This window comes from Sphaerotilus uruguayifluvii (genome assembly GCF_013294065.1).
Taxonomy (GTDB): Bacteria; Pseudomonadota; Gammaproteobacteria; order Burkholderiales; family Burkholderiaceae_C; genus Sphaerotilus; species Sphaerotilus uruguayifluvii.
In genome coordinates this window covers 83295-101483 of sequence record NZ_JABSNM010000005.1, presented here as the reverse complement: position 1 = coordinate 101483, position 18189 = coordinate 83295, and the positions used below count along the sequence as shown (strand labels likewise).

Sequence of the window (18189 nt, the reverse complement as noted above, 5' to 3'; positions counted from 1 at the left end):
GAGGCAGATTGTTCATTTCGAGCCGCATTGTCATCGCGGCGGACGGGTCCGGATGGTAGGCAAGACCCGATGTGTCAGGCGTGACGATTCGTGAGAGCCGCCCCCGCGGATCCGGGTGTCGCACCGCCATTCAGCGCTCCTTCGCGAACGGCCGCCCCAGCGCGCGCGGCGCCTCGGCCCGGCCCAGGAAACCCGCCAGCAGCACGACGGTGAACAGGTAGGGCAGCGCCTGGATCAGCTCGACCGGCACCGCACCCAGGCCCGGGATCACCGTGCCCTGCAGCCGGATGGCCACCGCGTCGAGCAGCCCGAACAGCAGGCAGGCCCGCAGCGCGCGCACCGGATGCCAGTGGCCGAACACCATCGCCGCCAGCGCCATGAAGCCGCGGCCGGCGCTCATGCCCGGCGTGAAGCCGGCGTTCTGCGCCAGCGCGAGAAAGGTGCCGCCGATGCCGCACAGCGCGCCGGCCAGCAGCACCGCGCGCCAGCGCAGCCCGGCCACCGAGATGCCGGCGGCGTCCACCATCGCCGGGTTCTCGCCGACCGCGCGCAGCCGCAGCCCGAAGCGGGTGCGGTGGAGCAGCCACCCCACCGCCGGCACCAGCGCGAAGGCCAGCCAGGCCAGCAGCGTCTGGCGCAGCAGCGCCTCGGCCAGCAGCGGCCCGACCAGCGGCCAGTCCTGCACCGTGCGCGCCGCGCCGTCGAACAGCACGCCGAAGCGCCCCTCGGGCGGCACATCGGGCGTGCGCCCGCCGCGCTGGAACAGGTGCAGGCCGATGACCGCGGTCAGCCCGAGCGCCAGGATGTTGATCGCCACGCCGGAGACGATCTGGTCGCCGCGGAAGCGGATGCAGGCCAGCCCGTGCACCGCCGCCAGCGCCATGCCGGCCGCGACGGCCGCCAGCAGCGAGGCCCCGGCCGGCCAGCCGAAGGCGCCGGCCACCGCCGCGGCGAAGGCCGCCGCCAGCAGCTTGCCCTCCAGGCCGATGTCGATGACGCCGGCGCGCTCGCTCAGCACCCCGGCCAGCGCGCACAGCACCAGCGGCACGCTGATGCGCAGCGTCGCGCCCAGCACCGAGGCGACGACGGTCGCCAGTTCCTGCAGCTCGCTCATGCGCCCTCCCCGGCCGGCGCGACGCGCAGCGCCCACAGACGCGCCACCAGCGGCCGCAGCATCAGCGCCAGCGCGCCGCAGAACAGCACCACCAGGCCCTGCACCGCGGTCACCATGTCGCGCGAGAAGGCCGGGATCTCGAAGGCCAGCTCCGAGCCGCCCTGCACCAGCGCCCCGAACAGCAGCGCCGCCAGCACGATGCCGGCCGGGTGATTGCGGCCCATCAGCGCCACCGCGATGCCGGTGAAACCCGCGCCGGCGACGAAGTCGAGCAGCAGCCGGTGGTGCACGCCCAGCACCTCGTTGATGCCGACGCCGCCCGCCAGCGCGCCCGAGCCCGTCAGCGCGATCAGCGTCAGCCGCACCGACGACAGCCCGGCGTAGTGCGCCGCCGCCGGCGCGTGGCCGAGCGTGCGCAGCGCGTGGCCCAGCCGGGTGTGCCACAGCAGCACCCACAGCCCGGCCGCGCACAGCAGCGCCAGCCCGAGCGCCGCGTTCAGCGGCGTGGCCGGCGCGTTCACGCCCAGCGCGGCCAGCAGCGCCTGCGCCGTCGGCAGCCCGACGACCTCGGCCAGCGCCCGGCTCTCCACCGACGGATTGCCCGGCACCGCCAGCACGTTCACCAGCAGCCAGACCAGCAGCGCCGAGGCGAGAAAGTTGAACATGATCGTCGTGATGACGATGTGGCTGCCGCGGCGGGCCTGCAGCCAGGCCGGCACCACCGCCCAGGCCGCGCCGCCCAGGGCGGCCGCCGGCATGGCCAGCAGCACCACCGCCCAGCCCGGCAGCCAGCGGTCCAGCGCCAGCGCCACGACGCAGGCCAGCAGCCCGCCGACCGAGGCCTGGCCCTCCGCGCCGATGTTGAACAGCCCGGCGTGCGCGGCCAGCGCCACTGCCAGCCCGGTGAAGATGAAGTTGGTCGCGTAGTGCAGCGTGTAGCCCCAGGCCAGCCCGGAGCCGAAGGCGCCCTCGACCAGCAGCCGCATCGCCTGCGCCGGGCTGTGGCCGAGCAGCGCCACCAGCGCGCCCGCCACCGCCAGCGCCAGCAGCACGTTGAGCAGCGGCAGCACGCCGAAGTCGATCCAGCGCGGCAGCGACGCCCCGTCGTGTCCTGCGGTCGATCCGCTCATGCCGCGGCCCCTCCCTGGCCCATGCAGCGGCCGATCGTCACCTCGTCGGCGGCGTCGCGCGCCATCTCGCCGGTGATGCGGCCCTGCGACATCACGACGATGCGGTCGGCCAGCGCCAGGATCTCGTCCAGCTCGGTCGACACCAGCAGCACCGCGCAGCCGGCGTCGCGCAGCCGGCGCAGCGCGCGGTGGATGGTCTCGATGGCGCCGATGTCGACGCCGCGCGTCGGCTGGCCGATCAGCAGCAGACGCGGCGCGCGGCGCAGCTCGCGCGCGATGACCAGCTTCTGCTGGTTGCCGCCGGAGAACTTCGCCGAGCGCCAGGCCGGATCGGGCGGGCGCACGTCGAAGGCGGCCATCATCTCGGCACACTGCGCGCGCATCGCCCGGGCGTCGAGCAGGCCCAGCACCGCCGGCCCGCGGGCGATCGCCGCATCGTCGGTGTAGCCCAGCGCCGCCGACTCCCAGGCCTCGAACTCCAGCACCAGGCCCCGGCGCTGGCGGTCCTCCGGCACATGCGCCACGCCGAGCTGGCGCAGCCGGTGCGGATCCAGCGGCCAGACGCCCGCGGGTCGATCGCCGTCGGCCGCCAGCCGGATCTCGCCCGACTGCAGCGGCCGCAGCCCGGCGAGCAGCTCCAGCAGCTCGCTCTGGCCATTGCCCGAGACGCCCGCCACGCCGACGATCTCGCCCTGGCGCAGATCGAGGTCGATGCCCGAGAGCCGCGCCACGCCCTGCGCGTCGCGCCAGCCCAGGCCCCGCACGCTCAGCACCGCCGCGCCGGGCGGGGCGGGCGTCCCCTCGCGGCCCAGCCGCACCTTGCGTCCGACCATCAGCTCGGCCAGCTCGGCCTCGGTGGTGGCGGCCGTCTCGCGGGTGGCGACCACCTCGCCGGCGCGCATCACCGTGACCCGGTCGGTCACCGCCAGCACCTCGCGCAGCTTGTGCGTGATCAGCAGCACCGTGGTGCCGCGGCTCTTCAGCTGGCGCAGCATGCGCATGAGCTGGTCGGCCTCCTGCGGCGTGAGCACGCCGGTCGGCTCGTCGAGGATCAGCACCCTGGCGCCGCGGTACAGCGCCTTCAGGATCTCGACGCGCTGCAGCACGCCCACCGGCAGCTCGCCGGCCACCGCGTCCGGATCGACCTCCAGCCCGAACTCCGCCGCCAGCCGCAGCACCTCGCGCCGCGCCGCCGCCAGGCCGCGCGCCAGCACGAAGCCCTGCTCGGCGCCGAGCACGATGTTCTCCAGCACGGTGAAGCGGTCCACCAGCATGAAATGCTGATGCACCATCCCGATGCCGGCGGCGATCGCGTCGCGGGCGCTGCCCGGTTTCAGGGCATGGCCGTCCACCTCGATGGTGCCCTCGTCGGGCGGGTGCAGGCCGCAGAGAATGCCCATCAGCGTCGACTTGCCGGCGCCGTTCTCGCCGATCAGTCCGTGGATCGAGCCGGGCGCCACCTCCAGCGTGACGCCGCGGTTGGCATGCACGGGACCGAAGCGCTTGTGGATGCCGCGCAGCGCGATCACGGGGTCGATGCCGACGGCGTCAGTACTTGCAGGCGTTGTCCGCCATGTAGTCGGCGACGCGGATCCTGCCGGCGACGATGTCGGCCTGCGCCGCGTCGAGCCGCTTCTTCATCTCCGGCGTCACCAGCTTCGCGTTGTGCTCGTCCATCGCCAGCGCCACGCCGTTCTCCTTCAGGCCGAGCACCTGCACGCCCGACTGCCAGCGATTGTCCTTGACCGAGCGGGCGATGTTGAACACCGCCACGTCGACGCGCTTGACCATCGAGGTCAGCATCGTGCCCGGGTGCAGGTGGTTCTGGTTGCTGTCGACGCCGATGGCCAGGCGGCCCTGGTCCCTGGCCGCCTGGTAGACGCCCACGCCGGTGCCGCCGGCCGCGGCGAAGATCACGTCGACGCCGCGCGAGAACTGGTTGCGCGCCAGTTCGCCGCCGCGGGTCGGGTCGCTCCAGGCCGCCGGCGTGGTGCCGGTCATGTTCGAGAGCGTCTCGGCCTTCGGATTGGCGTACTTCGCGCCCTGCTCGTAGCCGCACTGGAAGCGGCGGATCAGCGGCACGTCCATGCCCCCGATGAAGCCGACCTTGCCCGACCGGCTCGCCATCGCCGCGGCCATGCCGGCCAGGAAGGAGCCCTCCTGCTCCTTGAAGACCACCGACTGCACGTTGGGCAGGTTCACCACCATGTCGACGATGGCGAACTTGAGCTGCGGGAACTCCCTGGCCACCTTCTCCAGCGCCGAGGCCTGGGTGAAGCCGATGGCGATGATCGGGTTGGCGCCCTTCTGCGCCATGCGGCGGAAGGCCTGCTCGCGCTGGGTGTCGTTGGCGATCTCGAACTCGAGGTAGCTGCCGCCGCCTTCCTTCCTGAAGCGCTCCATGCCGTTGTAGGCGGCCTCGTTGAAGGACTTGTCGAACTTGCCGCCGGCGTCGTAGACGACCGCAGGCTGGGCCTGGGCCTGCGCCGCCGGAAGCGCGCCGCCGGTCAGGGCCGCAGCCAGTCCGGCGAGCACGGCGGCCCGGGAAAACACGCGATCGGAACGGGTCATGGAGGCTCCTGGACAACGAGGCGCGTGAATTCTGCAACACCTGTGCCCACTGCGTCAGGGGGGCTTCTCCCAGCAGCCCGGGCATCGAAACCAGCGGGGACCCTGCGTAAGATAATGTTTCGCCCCGACCCCCAGCCGCCGCCACGATGTCGTCCGTTCCCGGCCCCGCGCCCACGATCTCGATCGTCCTGCCCGCCTACAACCGGGCCGACACGATCGATCGCGCGCTCGACAGCGTGCAGGCCCAGACCCGCGACGACTGGGAGCTGGTCGTCGTCGACGACGGCTCGAAGGACGACACCGCCGACCGGGTCGCGGCCCGCGGCGATGCGCGCATCCGCCTGATCCGCCAGCCCAACGGCGGCGTGGCCAGCGCGCGCAACACCGCGCTGGCGGCCTCGCGCGGACGGCTGATCACCTTTCTCGACTCCGACGACGCCTGGCTGCCCGACTTCCTGGCGCTGACGGCCGGCTTTCTCGAGGCCGAGCCGGACCGGCAGTTCGTGCTGACCGAGTTCGACCAGGACCGCGGCGACGGCCGCCCGATCCGGCCCAACATCGACGGCATCGAGATGTACGCGGCGTTCGCGCGCTCGATCGGCTCGTTCGCCCTGGCGATGCCGGACGGCGAGAGCGACACCTATCTGCGCGTCTATGCCACGCGCGAGCCGCTCGGCGACTGGGCCCGGCCGGCGCTCCAGGCGCGCGGGCAGGCCTCGGCCTGGCTGTACCGCGGCGACCTGTTCCCGGCGATGCGCTGGGGCTATCTCGCCTGGCTGCCGGCGACGATGATGACGCGCCATGCGCTCGAGACGATCGGGCCGTTCCGCACCGGCGTGCGCACCGCCGAGGACTACCTCTTCCTGGGCCGGCTCGCCCAGTCCTTCCCGGCGAGCCTGGTCGGCCTGGTCGCCGCGCGCAAGCACGAGCGCGGCGTCGATGCCAGCCGGCTCGGTCAGGAACACCTGGCCACCGGCGCGAACGCCTTCGCCTTCGAGCTCAACAAGATGACGCACTTCCGCGAGCTCTATGCCGACGAGTTCGCCCGGGATCCCGAGCTGGCGCTGATCCTGCGCCACTACCAGCTCTACACCGGCCTGTCGGGCCTGATGGCGGGCCGCCGCCGCGAGGCGATGCCGCACCTGCGCGCCGCCGCCTGCTGGAAGCCGCACCTGCGCCGCGCCTGGGCCCTGCTCGCGCTGGCGCACCTGCTGCCCAGCGACCGGCTGATGCAGCGCACGATGCAGGCCGGCGTGCTGGCCACCGGCGTGCTCGAGCGCCTGGCCAGCGGCGAGATGACGCTGGCGGAGCTGGCCGGCAAGCTGGCCGGCTGAGCCCTTCTCGCCCCGGTGTCCGCGGTACCGCGGACACCCCAGATTGACCCTGGTCAAGGATGCTGCACCGCAACATCCGTTTGTCACATCAGGGCATGACGGCGCTGGCATGCTGGTGGAAACGGTCGCGGCGGATGGGCCGAGACCGAACCGGAGTTCATGCCATGCCTGATGTTTCCCTGCCGCTGGCGGGCCGCCGCGGCCTGATCCTGGGCGTCGCCAACGAGCACAGCATCGCCTGGGGCTGCGCGCAGGTCGCGCGCGCCCAGGGCGCCTCGCTGGTGCTGTCCTGCCTGAACGAGAAGGCGCGCCCCTTCGTGCAGCCGCTGGCCGACGCGGTCGAGGCCCCGCTCGTCGACTGCAACGTCGAGACCGAGGGCGACCTGGAGCGGCTGGTGCAGGCCGCGGTCGATCACCTGGGCGGCCTCGACTTCGTCATCCACTCGATCGCCTGGGCGCCGCTGGCCGACCTGCACGGCCGCGTCGTCGACAGCTCGGCCGCCGGCTTCGCGCGGGCGATGACGGTGTCGTGCCACTCCTTCGCCGCGCTGGCCCGGGCCTGCGAGCCGCACCTGTCGGACGACGCCGCGCTGATGACGATGAGCTATCTCGGGGCCGACGAGGCCATCCCGCACTACGGCCTGATGGGCCCGGTCAAGGCGGCGCTGGAATCGATGGTGCGCTACCTGGCCGCCGAGCTGGGCCCGCAGGGCGTGCGGGTGCACGCGATCTCGCCGGGACCGCTGCCCACCCGCGCGGCCTCCGGCCTGCAGGACTTCGACGCGCTGATGGCCACCGCCCGCGCCGAGTCGCCGCTGCGCCGGCTGGTCACGCTCGAGGAGGTCGGCGCGCTGGCGGCCTTCCTGGCCGGACCGGGCGGACGCGGCATGAGCGGGCAGACGCTCTTCGTCGACGCCGGCTTCCATGTGGTGCGCTGATCCCCGCCTCCCTGGCCGACGCCCCGACGCCCCGACGCCCCGACGCCCTGACGACCTGATGCCCTGAGACCGCCATGAACCCGATCCCGTCTTCCGAACCGATCACCAACCTCACCTTCGACGAGCTGCCCGTGGGCGCGCGGGCCCGCATCAGCCGCACGCTGACGCAGGACGACATCGTCGCCTTCGCGCTGGTCTCGGGCGATGTCAACCCGGCCCACGTCGACCCCGAGTACGCCAACGCCTCGCGCTTTCACGGCACGATCGCGCACGGCATGTGGGCCGGCGCGATGATCTCCTCGCTGCTGGGCACCGAGTTTCCCGGCCCCGGCACGATCTACGAGGGCCAGACGCTGCGCTTCCACCTGCCGGTGCGCGCCGGCGACACGCTGACCGCCGAGGCGGTCGTGACCGCACGCGACGTCGAGCGCCACCGCCTGACGCTGGACTGCGTGGTGACGAACCAGACCGGCGCGACCGTCGTCAGCGGCGAGGCGCTGGTGCGCGCGCCGCTGCAGAAGGTCAGCCGGGCGCGCGCGGCGCTGCCGCAGATGCACCTGTTCGATCCGGACGCGCGGCTGGCGCGCTGGGTCGACGGCTGGGCGGCCGACCTGGCCGGGCAGCCGCCGGTGCAGTGCGGCGTGGTGCATCCCTGCGACGCCACCTCGCTGGCGGGCGCGCTGGCGGCGGCGCGACGCGGCCTGATCGTGCCGTGGCTGATCGGCCCGGAGGCGAAGATCCGCGCGCTGGCCGAGCAGGCCGGGCTGAATCTGGGCAACGCGCGCATCGAGGCGGTCGAGCACAGCCACGCCGCCGCCGCCCGCGCCGCCGAGCTGGCCGCCTCCGGCCAGGTCGAGGTGCTGATGAAGGGCAGCCTGCACACCGACGAGCTGATGCACGCGGTGATCGCCACGCCGGCGCTGCGCACCAAGCGGCGCATCTCGCACGTCTTCCGCTTCGACATCCCGACCTATCCGAAGCCGATCCTGATCACCGACGCGGCCATCAACATCGCGCCGACGCTGGAGGACAAGGCCGACATCGTCGCCAGCGCGATCGACCTGGCGCGGGTGCTGGGCGTGGAGCGGCCGAAGGTGGCGATCCTGTCGGCGGTCGAGACGGTGAACCCGAAGCTGGCCTCGACGCTGGACGCGGCGGCGCTGTGCAAGATGGCCGACCGCGGCCAGATCGCCGGCGGCCTGCTCGACGGCCCGCTGGCCTTCGACAACGCGATCTCGGCCGAGGCGGCGCGCATCAAGGGCATCCGCTCGGAGGTCTCCGGCGACGCCGACATCCTGCTGGTGCCCGACCTGGAGTCCGGCAACATGCTGGCCAAGCAGCTCGAGTACCTGGCCGGCGCCGCCTCCTGCGGCATCGTGCTGGGCGCGCGGGTGCCGATCGCGCTGACCAGCCGCGCCGACGGCGAGGCCTCGCGGCTGGCCTCGGCGGCGCTGGCCGCGCGCCTGGCGCTGGCCTGGCGGGAGCAGCGGCCGTGAGCGCGCCGCAGCCCCAGGCGGCCGCAGCGCTCGCCGCACAGGCCGCGGTCCTGGTCGTCAACGCCGGCTCGTCGACGCTGAAGTTCGCGCTCTACCCGCGCAGCGGCGACTCGGCGGCCGAGTTCGCCGCGCATCCGTCCTTCGCCTCCGGCCAGCTCGACGGGCTGCAGCCGGGCGGGCGGCTGCAGCTGTGCGCGGCCGGCGAGGCGCCGGTCGACCTCGACGCCGGCCAGGACGAGGACGACCGCTTCGACGTCGCGCTGCAGGCGCTGCAGCGCCATGTCGCCACGGTCGCGCCGCAGGCGCGCATCGTCGCGGTCGCGCACCGCATCGTGCATGGCGGCGGCGAGTTCGTCGCGCCGATCGTCCTGGACGACGCGGCGCTGCAGCGGCTCGCCCGGCTCGCGCCGCTGGCACCGCTGCACCAGCCGCACAACCTCGCCGGCGTGGCCGCGCTGGGCCGCGCCTTTCCCGGGCTGGCGCAGGTCGGCTGCTTCGACACCGCCTTCCACGCCAGCCTGCCCGATCTGGAAACCCGCTTCGCGCTGCCGCAGGTGCTGCATGACGAGGGCATCCGCCGCTACGGCTTCCACGGCCTGTCCTACCAGTACCTGATGCAGGTGCTGCCGGCCTTCAGCGCGCGCGCCGGCGGCCGGGTGCTGATGGCGCATCTGGGCAGCGGCGCGAGCCTGTGCGGCGCGGTCGGCGGGCGCAGCGTGGCCACGACGATGGGCTTCTCCGCGCTCGACGGCCTGATGATGGGCAGCCGCAGCGGCGCGCTCGACCCCGGCGTGGTGCTGCACCTGTGGCGCCTGGGCTGGACCGAGGCGCAGGTCGAGAAGCTGCTCTACAAGGAAAGCGGCCTGCTGGGCGTGTCGGGCCTGGGCTCGGACATGCGGCTGCTGCGCCGCGCCGCGGCCGCCGGCAGCGAGACGGCCGGCCGCGCCATCGACCTGTTCGTGCACCGGCTGCGCCGCGAGAGCGGCGCGCTGGCGGCGGTGCTCGGCGGCCTGGACGTGCTGGTGTGCACCGGCGGCATCGGCGAGCACGACGCCGCCACCCGCGCGGCGATGGCCGAGGCGCTGCACTTCCTGGGCGTCACGATCGACCCGCAGGCCAACGCCGCCGCCACCGGCGACACGATCCGGCCGATCCATGCCGCCGACAGCGCGGTCGAGGTCTGGGTGGTGCCGACCGACGAGGGCCGGGTCGCCGCGCAGGCGGCCTGGGCGCTGCTCGGCACATCGGCCGGGGACGCCGCGGAACCACCCGGCTGAGGCGCCGCGGCGGCCGACACGACCCGCCTGCGGGCTCGACCCAAGGCGGGTGGCGGGCCCGTCCGGGATCTGGCAGGATCGAAATCCCTGGCGGATCCTGACGTGCCGCCGGGCCCGGTGCATGAATTCCAAGCCCACGCTGCTGATCGTCGACGACGAGCCGCTCAACCTGGCGGTGCTGGCCCGCCTGCTGAATCCGCACTACCGCGTGCTGGGCGCGCGTTCGGGCAGCGGCGCGCTCGAGCTGGTGCGCCACACGCTGCCCGACCTGATCCTGCTCGACGTGATGATGCCCGGCATGGACGGCCACGAGGTGCTGCGCCAGCTCCAGGGCGACCCGCGCACCCGCGCGGTGCCGGTGATCTTCGTCACCGCGCTCGGCTCCGAGGTCGACGAGGAACACGGCCTGGCGCTCGGCGCGGTCGACTACATCTCCAAGCCGGTCAAGCCGGCGGTGGTGCTGGCGCGGGTGCGCACGCATCTGGAGCTCAAGGCCGCGCGCGACCGGCTGCACGACCAGAACACCGACCTCGAGCGCGAGCTGGCGCGGCGCATGCGCGAGACGCTGCTGACGCAGGACCTGACGCTGAGCATGGTCGCCGGCCTGGCCGAGACACGCGACAACGACACCGGCAACCACATCCTGCGCACCCGCCTGTACGTCGAGGCGCTGGCGCGCCGGCTGCAGTCGCTGCCGGCCTTCGCCGCCGAGCTCGACGAGGCCACGCTGCGGCGCATCGTCAAGGCCGCGCCGCTGCACGACATCGGCAAGATCGGCATCGCCGACCAGATCCTGCTCAAGCCCGGCCGGCTGACGCCGCAGGAGTTCGAGGTGATGAAGACCCATGCGCGGCTGGGCGGCCAGGCGATCGAGCACGCGATCCGCGAGGTGCTGCCGCAGTACCGCGAGGCCAGCGGCGACGCGACCGACACGCCGGAGGTGCTGCGCTTCCTCGAGACCGGCCGGCTCATCGCCACCCACCACCACGAGCGCTGGGACGGCCAGGGCTACCCGGACGGCCTGGCCGGCACGGCGATCCCGCTGCCGGCGCGGCTGATGGCGGTGGCCGACGTCTACGACGCGCTGACGATGCGCCGCGTCTACAAGCGCGCCTGGAGCACCGACGAGGCGGCCGAGCACCTGCTGGCCGAGGCCGGCCGGCATTTCGACCCCGACCTCATCGCCGCGTTCGCGCAGGTGCGCCACGAGTTCGCCGCGATCGCGGCGCGGCTCGCCGACGCGTGAGCCCCGCCCGGTCCGCCACCGTCCCCGTCATCGTCACCCTGACCGACCCCTGCCATGATGGACAGCGAGGACCTCTCCCCCGACCGGCTGGCGCTGCAGCGCGCGGTGCTCAAGGCGATTCCCGACCTGGTCTGGCTGAAGGACCCGGACGGCCTCTACCTGGCCTGCAACCGCCGCTTCGAGCAGTTCTACGGCCAGCCCGAGTCGGGCATTCTCGGGCGCAGCGACCGCGACTTCGTCTCGCCCGAGCTGGCCGACTTCTTCCGCCAGCATGACCTGGCGGCGATGCAGGGCGACGGCCCGCGCATCAACGAGGAGGTCGTCACCTTCGCCAGCGACGGCCACCAGGAGCTGCTGCAGACGATCAAGACCGCGCTGCGCCGGCCGGACGGCTCGGTGCTGGGCGTGCTGGGGATCGGGCGCGACATCACCGCGCTGCGCCGCGTCGAGCAGGAATACCGCGCGCTCTTCGCGCACAACCCGGCGCCGATGCTGGTCTACGAGCGCGACACGCTGGCGCTGGTCGAGGTCAACGAGGCCTTCCTGCAGCTCTACGGCCACCAGGCCGGCGACATCGCCGCGCTGCGGCTGCCCGACCTGTACGCGCCCTGGGAGCGCGAGCGCCTGGTCGCGCTGACGCGCACGATCAGCGGCCTGGTCAACACCGGCGAATGGCATCAGCAGCGCAAGGACGGCAGCCCCGTCGTCGTCGTCTCGCGCTCGCACGACATCGTGCACGAGGGCCGCGCCTGCCGGGTCGCGGTGATGACCGACGTGACCCGGCTGCACCGCGCCGCGCGGCGCGACCGCAGCCGGCTGCGCCTGCTCGAGAACCTCGCCCGCGGCGAAGCGCTGACCCCGCTGCTCGACCAGCTCGCGCGCGACCACGAGGCGCTGTTCCCGCGCAGCCGCTGCCGCGTCGAGCTGCTCGACGAGGACACGCCCCGCACGGGCGCCGACGCGCCCTGGACCGAGGCCGGCCCGCCGCGCCGCTGCGCCGTGCCGATCACCGGCGCGCAGGGCCGCCTGCTCGGGCACATCACCGTCGAGCCCGGCGACGCGGGCCCCGACGAGGAGGAGTTCGAGCACCTGTCGTTCTCGGCGCAGCTCGCCGCCACCGCGATCACCCAGTGGACGACCACCCAGCGCCTGCACCGCAGCGAGCGGCAGCTGCGCGACATCCTGCATGCGATCCCGGACCTGGTCTGGCTGAAGGACCGCGACGGCGTGATCCGCAGCTGCAACACCGCCTTCGCGCAGCTGGTGGGCCGGCCGGCCGGCGACATTCTCGGCCGGCGCCCGGCCGATCTGCTCGATCCGGACACCGCCTGCGCGCTCGACCAGGGCGACGAGGCGGTGTTCGACGGCGCGCCGCTGCACGGCAGCGAGCTCTGGCTGGGCGGCGCCGACGGCCGCCGCGGCCTGTTCGAGACCATCCGCGCGCCGCTGCACGACGATCGCGGCGCGCGCGTGGGCGTGCTCGGCGTCGCGCGCGACATCACGCTGCTGCGCCAGGGCGCGCGCGCGATGGCCGAGCAGGAGCGGCTGATCGACTCGATGTTCAGCCAGACGACCGACTCGATCGTGCTGCTCGAGCCGGACACGCTGGACTTCGTCACCTTCAACGAGGCGGCCTGGCGCGGCCTGGGCTACACGAAGGAGGCCTTCGCCACGCTGCGGCCGACCGACCTGCAGCTCGACCTCGACGAGACCGAGGTGCGCGAGGCGGTGCAGCAGGTGTGCGCCGGCGCCTCGCTGAGCCTGGAGACGCGCCACCGCCGCGCCGACGGCGGCGTGCAGCACGCCGCGCTGACGCTGCGCATGCTGAGCTACTCCGGCCGGCCGCTGGTGTCGGCCGTCTGGCGCGACATCACCGAGAGCCGGCGGCACGAGGCACGCATCCACCGGCTCAACCAGGCCTATGCGGTGCTCAGCGGCGTCAACGAGGCGATCGTGCGGCTGCGCGACCCGGACCGGCTGCATGCCGAGGTCTGCCGCATCGTCGTCGAGATCGGCGGCTTCCGCATGGCCTGGATCGGCCAGGTCGAGGACGACGCGATCGTGCCGCTGGTGCACGCCGGACACGCCGACGGCTACCTCGACCGGCTGCGCCTGCCGCTGCACGACGAGCGCCCGGGTCCGACGGCGCAGGCGCTGCTCTCGGGCGCGCCGGCGATCATCAACGACATCGCGGCGGACCTGCGCATGAAGCCCTGGCGCGAGGCCGCGCTGCGCCACGGCTACCGCGCCTCGGCCGCCTTCCCGGTCGTGGTCGGGGAGCGCGCGCGCTGCGTGCTGTCGGTCTACGCGGGGAGCGCCGGGCATTTCGACACCGAGCAGATCGCGCTGTACACCCGGCTGGCGCAGGACGTCGGCTTCGCGCTGGAGCTGCGCGGCGCCGAGGCGGCGACCCGCCAGGAGCAGCGCCTGCGCGAGCAGATGATGGAATCGGTCGCCGGGCTGTTCTTCGTGCTCGACCGCCGCGGCCGGGTGATGATGTGGAACCGCCGCCTCGAGGAGGTCACCGGCTACTCGGGCGACGAGCTCCGCGACCGCGTCGCGGTCGACTACTTCGATCCCGGAGAGCGGGCGCTGATCGCCGCGCGGGTGCAGGACGTGCTCGAGCGGGGCGAGGCACAGGCCGAGGCCTCGCTGGTCAGCCGCGACGGCCGGCGCACGCCCTACCTGTTCGTGTCGCGCCGCGTCGACCTCGACGAGCCGCTGATCGTCGGCACCGGCATCGACATCTCCGAGCGGGTGCGCACCGAGCGCGAGCTCGCCGGCTACCGCCAGCACCTGGAGGAGCTGGTCGCCACCCGCACCGCCGAGCTCGAGCAGGTCAACGCCCGCCTCAACCGCGAGGACAGGCGCCTGCGCGCGATGCTCTCGCTGAGCCAGAAGGCCAGCACGCTGGGCGAGTCCGACCTGCTGCGCTTCGGGCTCGACGAGGCGCTGCGCCTGAGCGGCAGCCGCGCCGGCTGCCTGCATGACGGCGGCGCCGGAGGCGCGACGCCGGCGCTGCTGGCCTGCAGCGGCTGCAGCCCCGGGCTCCGGGAGGAGCTGCTGGCGTCGCGCGCCGGCATCGCGGTGCCGATCGTCGAGGACGAGACGCTGCGCTTCGTGCTGTGCGCCACCGGCAGGGACGGCCCCTACGACGACAGCGACCGGCGCGAGCTCGAGCTGGTCGGCTCCGACCTGTGGCGCATCATCCGCCGGCGCCGCACCGAGCTGGCGCTGGAGCAGGCCAAGGCCGCCGCCGACGCCGCCAGCCAGGCCAAGAGCGCCTTCCTGGCCAACATGAGCCACGAGATCCGCACGCCGATGAACGCGATCATCGGCTTCGCCCACCTGCTCGGACGCGATCCGCTGACGCCGCGCCAGCACGAGCACCTCGGCCGCCTGACCGATGCCAGCCAGCACCTGCTGCAGGTCATCAACGACATCCTCGACTTCTCGAAGATCGATGCGCACAAGATCCACCTCGACACCAGCGTCTTCGATCCGCGCGAGAGCATCGGCCGGGTGGCGGGCATGCTGCGCGACCGCGCGCGCGCCAAGCGGCTGACGCTGCAGGTGCGGCTCGAGCGCTGTCCGCCGCGGCTGGTCGCCGACCGGCTGCGGCTCGAGCAGGTGCTGCTGAACCTGCTCGGCAACGCGATCAAGTTCACCACGCAGGGCCGGGTCGAGGTGCGGGCGCAGCCGGTCGGGCCGGACCCCGGCGAGGCCGGCCCGGGCTGGCTGCGCATCGAGGTCGAGGACACCGGCGTCGGCATCGCGCCGGCGCAGCGTGCGCACCTGTTCGCCGCCTTCGAGCAGGCCGACGTCTCGACCACGCGCCGCTTCGGCGGCACCGGCCTGGGCCTGGCGATCAGCAAGCGGCTGATCGAGCTGATGCACGGCCGCATCGACCTGCGCAGCGAGCCCGGCGCGGGCAGCACCTTCTGGTTCGACCTGCCGCTGGACGGCGCCGTGCCGGCAGGCGCCGATGCCCCGGCACCGCAGCGCCGGATCGCGCCGGCGCCGGCCGCGCCCCCCGTGCCGGCCACGGTCGCGCTGCGCCCGGCCCGGGTGCTGCTGGTCGAGGACCATCCGATCAACCAGGAGGTCGCCGCCGAGCTGCTGCGCACGCTCGGCCTGACGGTCGATCTGGCCGACAACGGCGCGCAGGCGCTCGAGCGCTTCGTGCCCGGCCGGCATGCGCTGATCCTGATGGACGTGCAGATGCCGGTGATGGACGGCCTGCGCGCCACCGCCGCGATCCGTCGCCTGCCCGGCGGCGCGCGGGTGCCGATCATCGCGCTGACCGCCAGCGCCTTCCAGGACGACCGCATGCAGTGCCTGGAGGCCGGCATGGACGACTTTCTCGGCAAGCCGGTCGAGCCGGAGCAGCTGCGCCGCTGCCTGATGACCTGGCTCGGGCCGGACGCCTCGCCGCCGCCGCCGGCACGCCCGGTGGCACCCGGCGAGGCCGGACTGCGCGAGCGGCTCGAGGCGGCCGGGCTGGACGTCGACGGCGCGCTGGCCCGCATGGGCGGGCAGCTGCCGCTGTACCGGCGCTCGCTGCGGCTGTTCGCCGATCACCACGGCCAGGACGGCGCGACGATGCGCCGCCCGGGCATCCCGCTGGCCGAACTGCGCCGGCTCGCGCATTCGCTGGCCGGCGCCGCCGGCACGATCGGCGCGCCGGCGCTGCAGCATCTGGCCCGCGAGCTCGAGCTGGACGCCGGCACGCGGCTGGCCACCGGCACGCAGGCGACCGACGCGGCGACGGCGGCCGTGCTCGCGCTGGCCGACGCGACCGAGCGTCTGTGCACGCAGCTGCACGAGGCGCTGGCCCCGGCCGCGCAGCCGACGGCGCCCGGCCAGCCCGCACACGCGCCGGAGCCGCCGCGCGCCGCCGCACCGGTCGACTGGGCCGACGTGCGGCTGCGGCTCGAGGCGATGGGACCGCTGCTGATCGAGCACGACACCGCGCTGGCCGATCTGGTCGAGCAGGCGCTGCCGGTGCTCGAGCCGGCGCTGGGCGAGCTGGCACGGCAGCTCGCCGAACAGATCGGCTCGTTCAGCTTCGAGGCCGCGCAGCAGACCTGGAGCGAGGCGCTGCAGCACGCCCGCGAGGCCGCGCCGACCTGACGGAGATCAAGCTCCGGCGCTGTGCGGCCACGGGCCATGCGCTCTGTCATGACGACGACGCCGCCCTTGCGCTCCAATGGATCGGTTCCTGGCCAGCCCCGGTGGAGACTCCGTGCAATCGACCCCGACCCTTCCGTCCGACCTGTCCGCAGAGCGGCAGTCCCAGCAGGCCGCGGCGGCCTTCGACCGCATCGTGCAGGCACGCTCGGCGCCGCTGACCTCCGGCCTGTCGCCGATCTCGCTGTCGCTGGCCTGGCAGGACTGGGCCCAGCATCTGGCCAGCCAGCCCGGCCAGGCGCTGCGGCTGGCCGCGCTGGCCCAGGCCGGCGCGGTGGAATGGGCCGGCCACTGCGCCAGCGGCCTGTGCAGCGACGACGAGACGGTGCGGCGCGACCCGCGCTTCGCCAGCGAGGACTGGCGCGCCTGGCCCTGGAGCGGCCTGGCCCATGCCTACAAGCGCAGCGAGCGCTGGTGGGACGAGGCGATGCGCCTGGACGGCCTCACCCGCCACCACGCCGAGGTGGTGCGCACCTTCGCGCACCAGTGGCTGGACCTGCTCAGCCCGAGCAACCTGCCCTTCAACCCCGAGGTGCTGCGACGCACCCGCGAGACCGCCGGCGCCAACCTCGTCCAGGGCGCGCAGCACGCGCTCGACGACTGGCGCCGCGACCACGGCCTGGAGCCGCTGCAGCCGCCCGAGCGCGAGTTCCGCCCCGGCATCGAGGTGGCGACCACGCCCGGCTCGGTGGTGATGCGCAACCGCCTGGTCGAGCTGATCCAGTACGCGCCCACGACCGCCACCGTGCAGGCCGAGCCGGTGCTGATCGTGCCGTCGTGGATCATGAAGTACTACATCCTCGACCTCAGCCCGCACAACTCGATGGTGCGATGGCTGACCGACCAGGGCCACACCGTCTTCATCCTGAGCTGGAAGAACCCCGACGCGGGCGACGCCGATCTCGGCATGGACGACTACCTGCGCCTGGGCGTGCTCGACAGCCTGGCGCGCATCGCCGAGCTCGTCCCGGGCGAATCGGTGCACACCTGCGGCTACTGCCTGGGCGGCACGCTGCTGTCGATCGCCGCGGCCGCGCTGGCGCGCCCGGGTCAGGTCGAAGGCGCCGGACGCATGGCGCCGCTGGCCTCGGTGTCGCTGCTGGCGGCCGAGACCGACTTCAGCGAGCCCGGCGAGCTGGGCGTGCTGATCGACGAGGCGCAGGTGCAGCTGCTCGAGGCGATGATGGCCGAGCGCGGCTTCCTGAGCGGGCGGCAGATGGCCGGCTCCTTCCAGTTCCTGCATTCGCGCGACCTGGTCTGGTCGACGCGGATGCAGGAATACCTGCTCAGCGAGCGCAGCCAGCCCAGCGACCTGATGGCCTGGAACGCCGACGTCACCCGCATGCCCGCGCGCATGCACGGCGAGTACCTCAGGCGCTGCTACCTGCACAACGACCTGGCCGAGGCCCGCTATCCGGTCGAGGAGCGGCCGGTGTCGCTGTCGGACATCCGCCAGCCGATGTTCGTCGTCGGCACCGAGAAGGACCACGTCTCGCCGTGGCGCTCGGTCTACAAGGTGCTGCGCCTGACCGAGACCGAGCTCACCTTCGTGCTGACCAGCGGCGGCCACAACGCCGGCATCGTCAGCGAGCCCGGCCATGCCGGACGCCACTACGCGCTGCTGGCCTGCGGCGCCGAGGATCCGTGGATGAGCCCGGACGACTGGCAGCGCGCCGCGCCGCGCCATGAAGGTTCGTGGTGGACCGCCTGGCACGACTGGCTGCTGGCGCACGGCAGCGCCCGCCAGGTGCCGGCGCGCGAGATCGCGCCCGAGGCGGCGCTGATGCCCGCGCCGGGCGCGCATGTGATGGTGCGTTACCCGGACTGAGCATCCTGAAGATGAAGCGCAGATGAAGGCCGGGTGAAGGGCCGGCCGCCGGCGGTCAACGCCGC

General features: G+C 73.7%; 11 protein-coding genes. 7 read left to right on the top strand and 4 right to left on the bottom strand.

Annotation, left to right across the window (positions count from 1 at the left end; all coding sequences use genetic code 11):
• Nucleotides 1–130 precede the first annotated feature (130 nt).
• Genes HNQ01_RS07285 through HNQ01_RS07270 form a run of 4 tightly spaced genes read right to left on the bottom strand, consistent with a single transcriptional unit; the run spans nucleotide 131 to nucleotide 4815 of the window.
• Complete coding sequence (locus tag HNQ01_RS07285) at nucleotides 131–1114, bottom strand: ABC transporter permease (protein WP_173804698.1); 984 nt, start codon at nucleotides 1112–1114, stop codon at nucleotides 131–133.
• Entirely contained in the window at nucleotides 1111–2244 is a 1134-nt protein-coding gene (locus tag HNQ01_RS07280; protein ID WP_173804697.1) for an ABC transporter permease, read from the bottom strand. The genes HNQ01_RS07285 and HNQ01_RS07280 overlap by 4 nt, the downstream gene beginning before the upstream one ends.
• On the bottom strand, nucleotides 2241–3773 hold the full coding sequence (locus HNQ01_RS07275) for an ABC transporter ATP-binding protein (protein WP_353621657.1): 1533 nt from the start codon (nucleotides 3771–3773) through the stop codon (nucleotides 2241–2243). The genes HNQ01_RS07280 and HNQ01_RS07275 overlap by 4 nt, the downstream gene beginning before the upstream one ends.
• Before the next feature lie 19 nt (nucleotides 3774–3792).
• Complete coding sequence (locus tag HNQ01_RS07270; protein ID WP_173804696.1) at nucleotides 3793–4815, bottom strand: BMP family lipoprotein; 1023 nt, start codon at nucleotides 4813–4815, stop codon at nucleotides 3793–3795.
• A gap of 146 nt (nucleotides 4816–4961) precedes the next feature.
• Between HNQ01_RS07270 and HNQ01_RS07265 the strand changes: the two genes are divergently transcribed.
• The 7 genes from HNQ01_RS07265 to HNQ01_RS07235 all read left to right on the top strand — a co-directional run bounded on the left by HNQ01_RS07265 (nucleotide 4962) and on the right by HNQ01_RS07235 (nucleotide 18124).
• Entirely contained in the window at nucleotides 4962–6149 is a 1188-nt protein-coding gene (locus HNQ01_RS07265; protein ID WP_173804695.1) for a glycosyltransferase family 2 protein, read from the top strand.
• 164 nt (nucleotides 6150–6313) lie between these two features.
• On the top strand, nucleotides 6314–7087 hold the full coding sequence (gene fabI, locus HNQ01_RS07260; protein ID WP_173804694.1) for an enoyl-ACP reductase FabI: 774 nt from the start codon (nucleotides 6314–6316) through the stop codon (nucleotides 7085–7087).
• A 74-nt stretch (nucleotides 7088–7161) separates the two neighbouring features.
• The gene (locus tag HNQ01_RS07255) at nucleotides 7162–8583 is read left to right on the top strand and encodes a bifunctional enoyl-CoA hydratase/phosphate acetyltransferase (protein ID WP_173804693.1); all 1422 of its coding nucleotides are present in this window, start codon (nucleotides 7162–7164) and stop codon (nucleotides 8581–8583) included.
• The gene (locus HNQ01_RS07250) at nucleotides 8580–9860 is read left to right on the top strand and encodes an acetate/propionate family kinase (protein ID WP_173804692.1); all 1281 of its coding nucleotides are present in this window, start codon (nucleotides 8580–8582) and stop codon (nucleotides 9858–9860) included. The genes HNQ01_RS07255 and HNQ01_RS07250 overlap by 4 nt, the downstream gene beginning before the upstream one ends.
• Before the next feature lie 121 nt (nucleotides 9861–9981).
• Nucleotides 9982–11106: an HD-GYP domain-containing protein gene (locus tag HNQ01_RS07245; protein ID WP_173804691.1), complete on the top strand. Its 1125-nt coding sequence runs from the start codon at nucleotides 9982–9984 to the stop codon at nucleotides 11104–11106.
• Nucleotides 11107–11163: 57 nt separating this feature from the next.
• Nucleotides 11164–16239, top strand: coding sequence for a PAS domain S-box protein (locus HNQ01_RS07240; RefSeq protein ID WP_217427438.1), 5076 nt, complete (start codon nucleotides 11164–11166; stop codon nucleotides 16237–16239).
• 112 nt (nucleotides 16240–16351) lie between these two features.
• Entirely contained in the window at nucleotides 16352–18124 is a 1773-nt protein-coding gene (locus HNQ01_RS07235; RefSeq protein WP_353621656.1) for a PHA/PHB synthase family protein, read from the top strand.
• Nucleotides 18125–18189 lie beyond the last annotated feature (65 nt).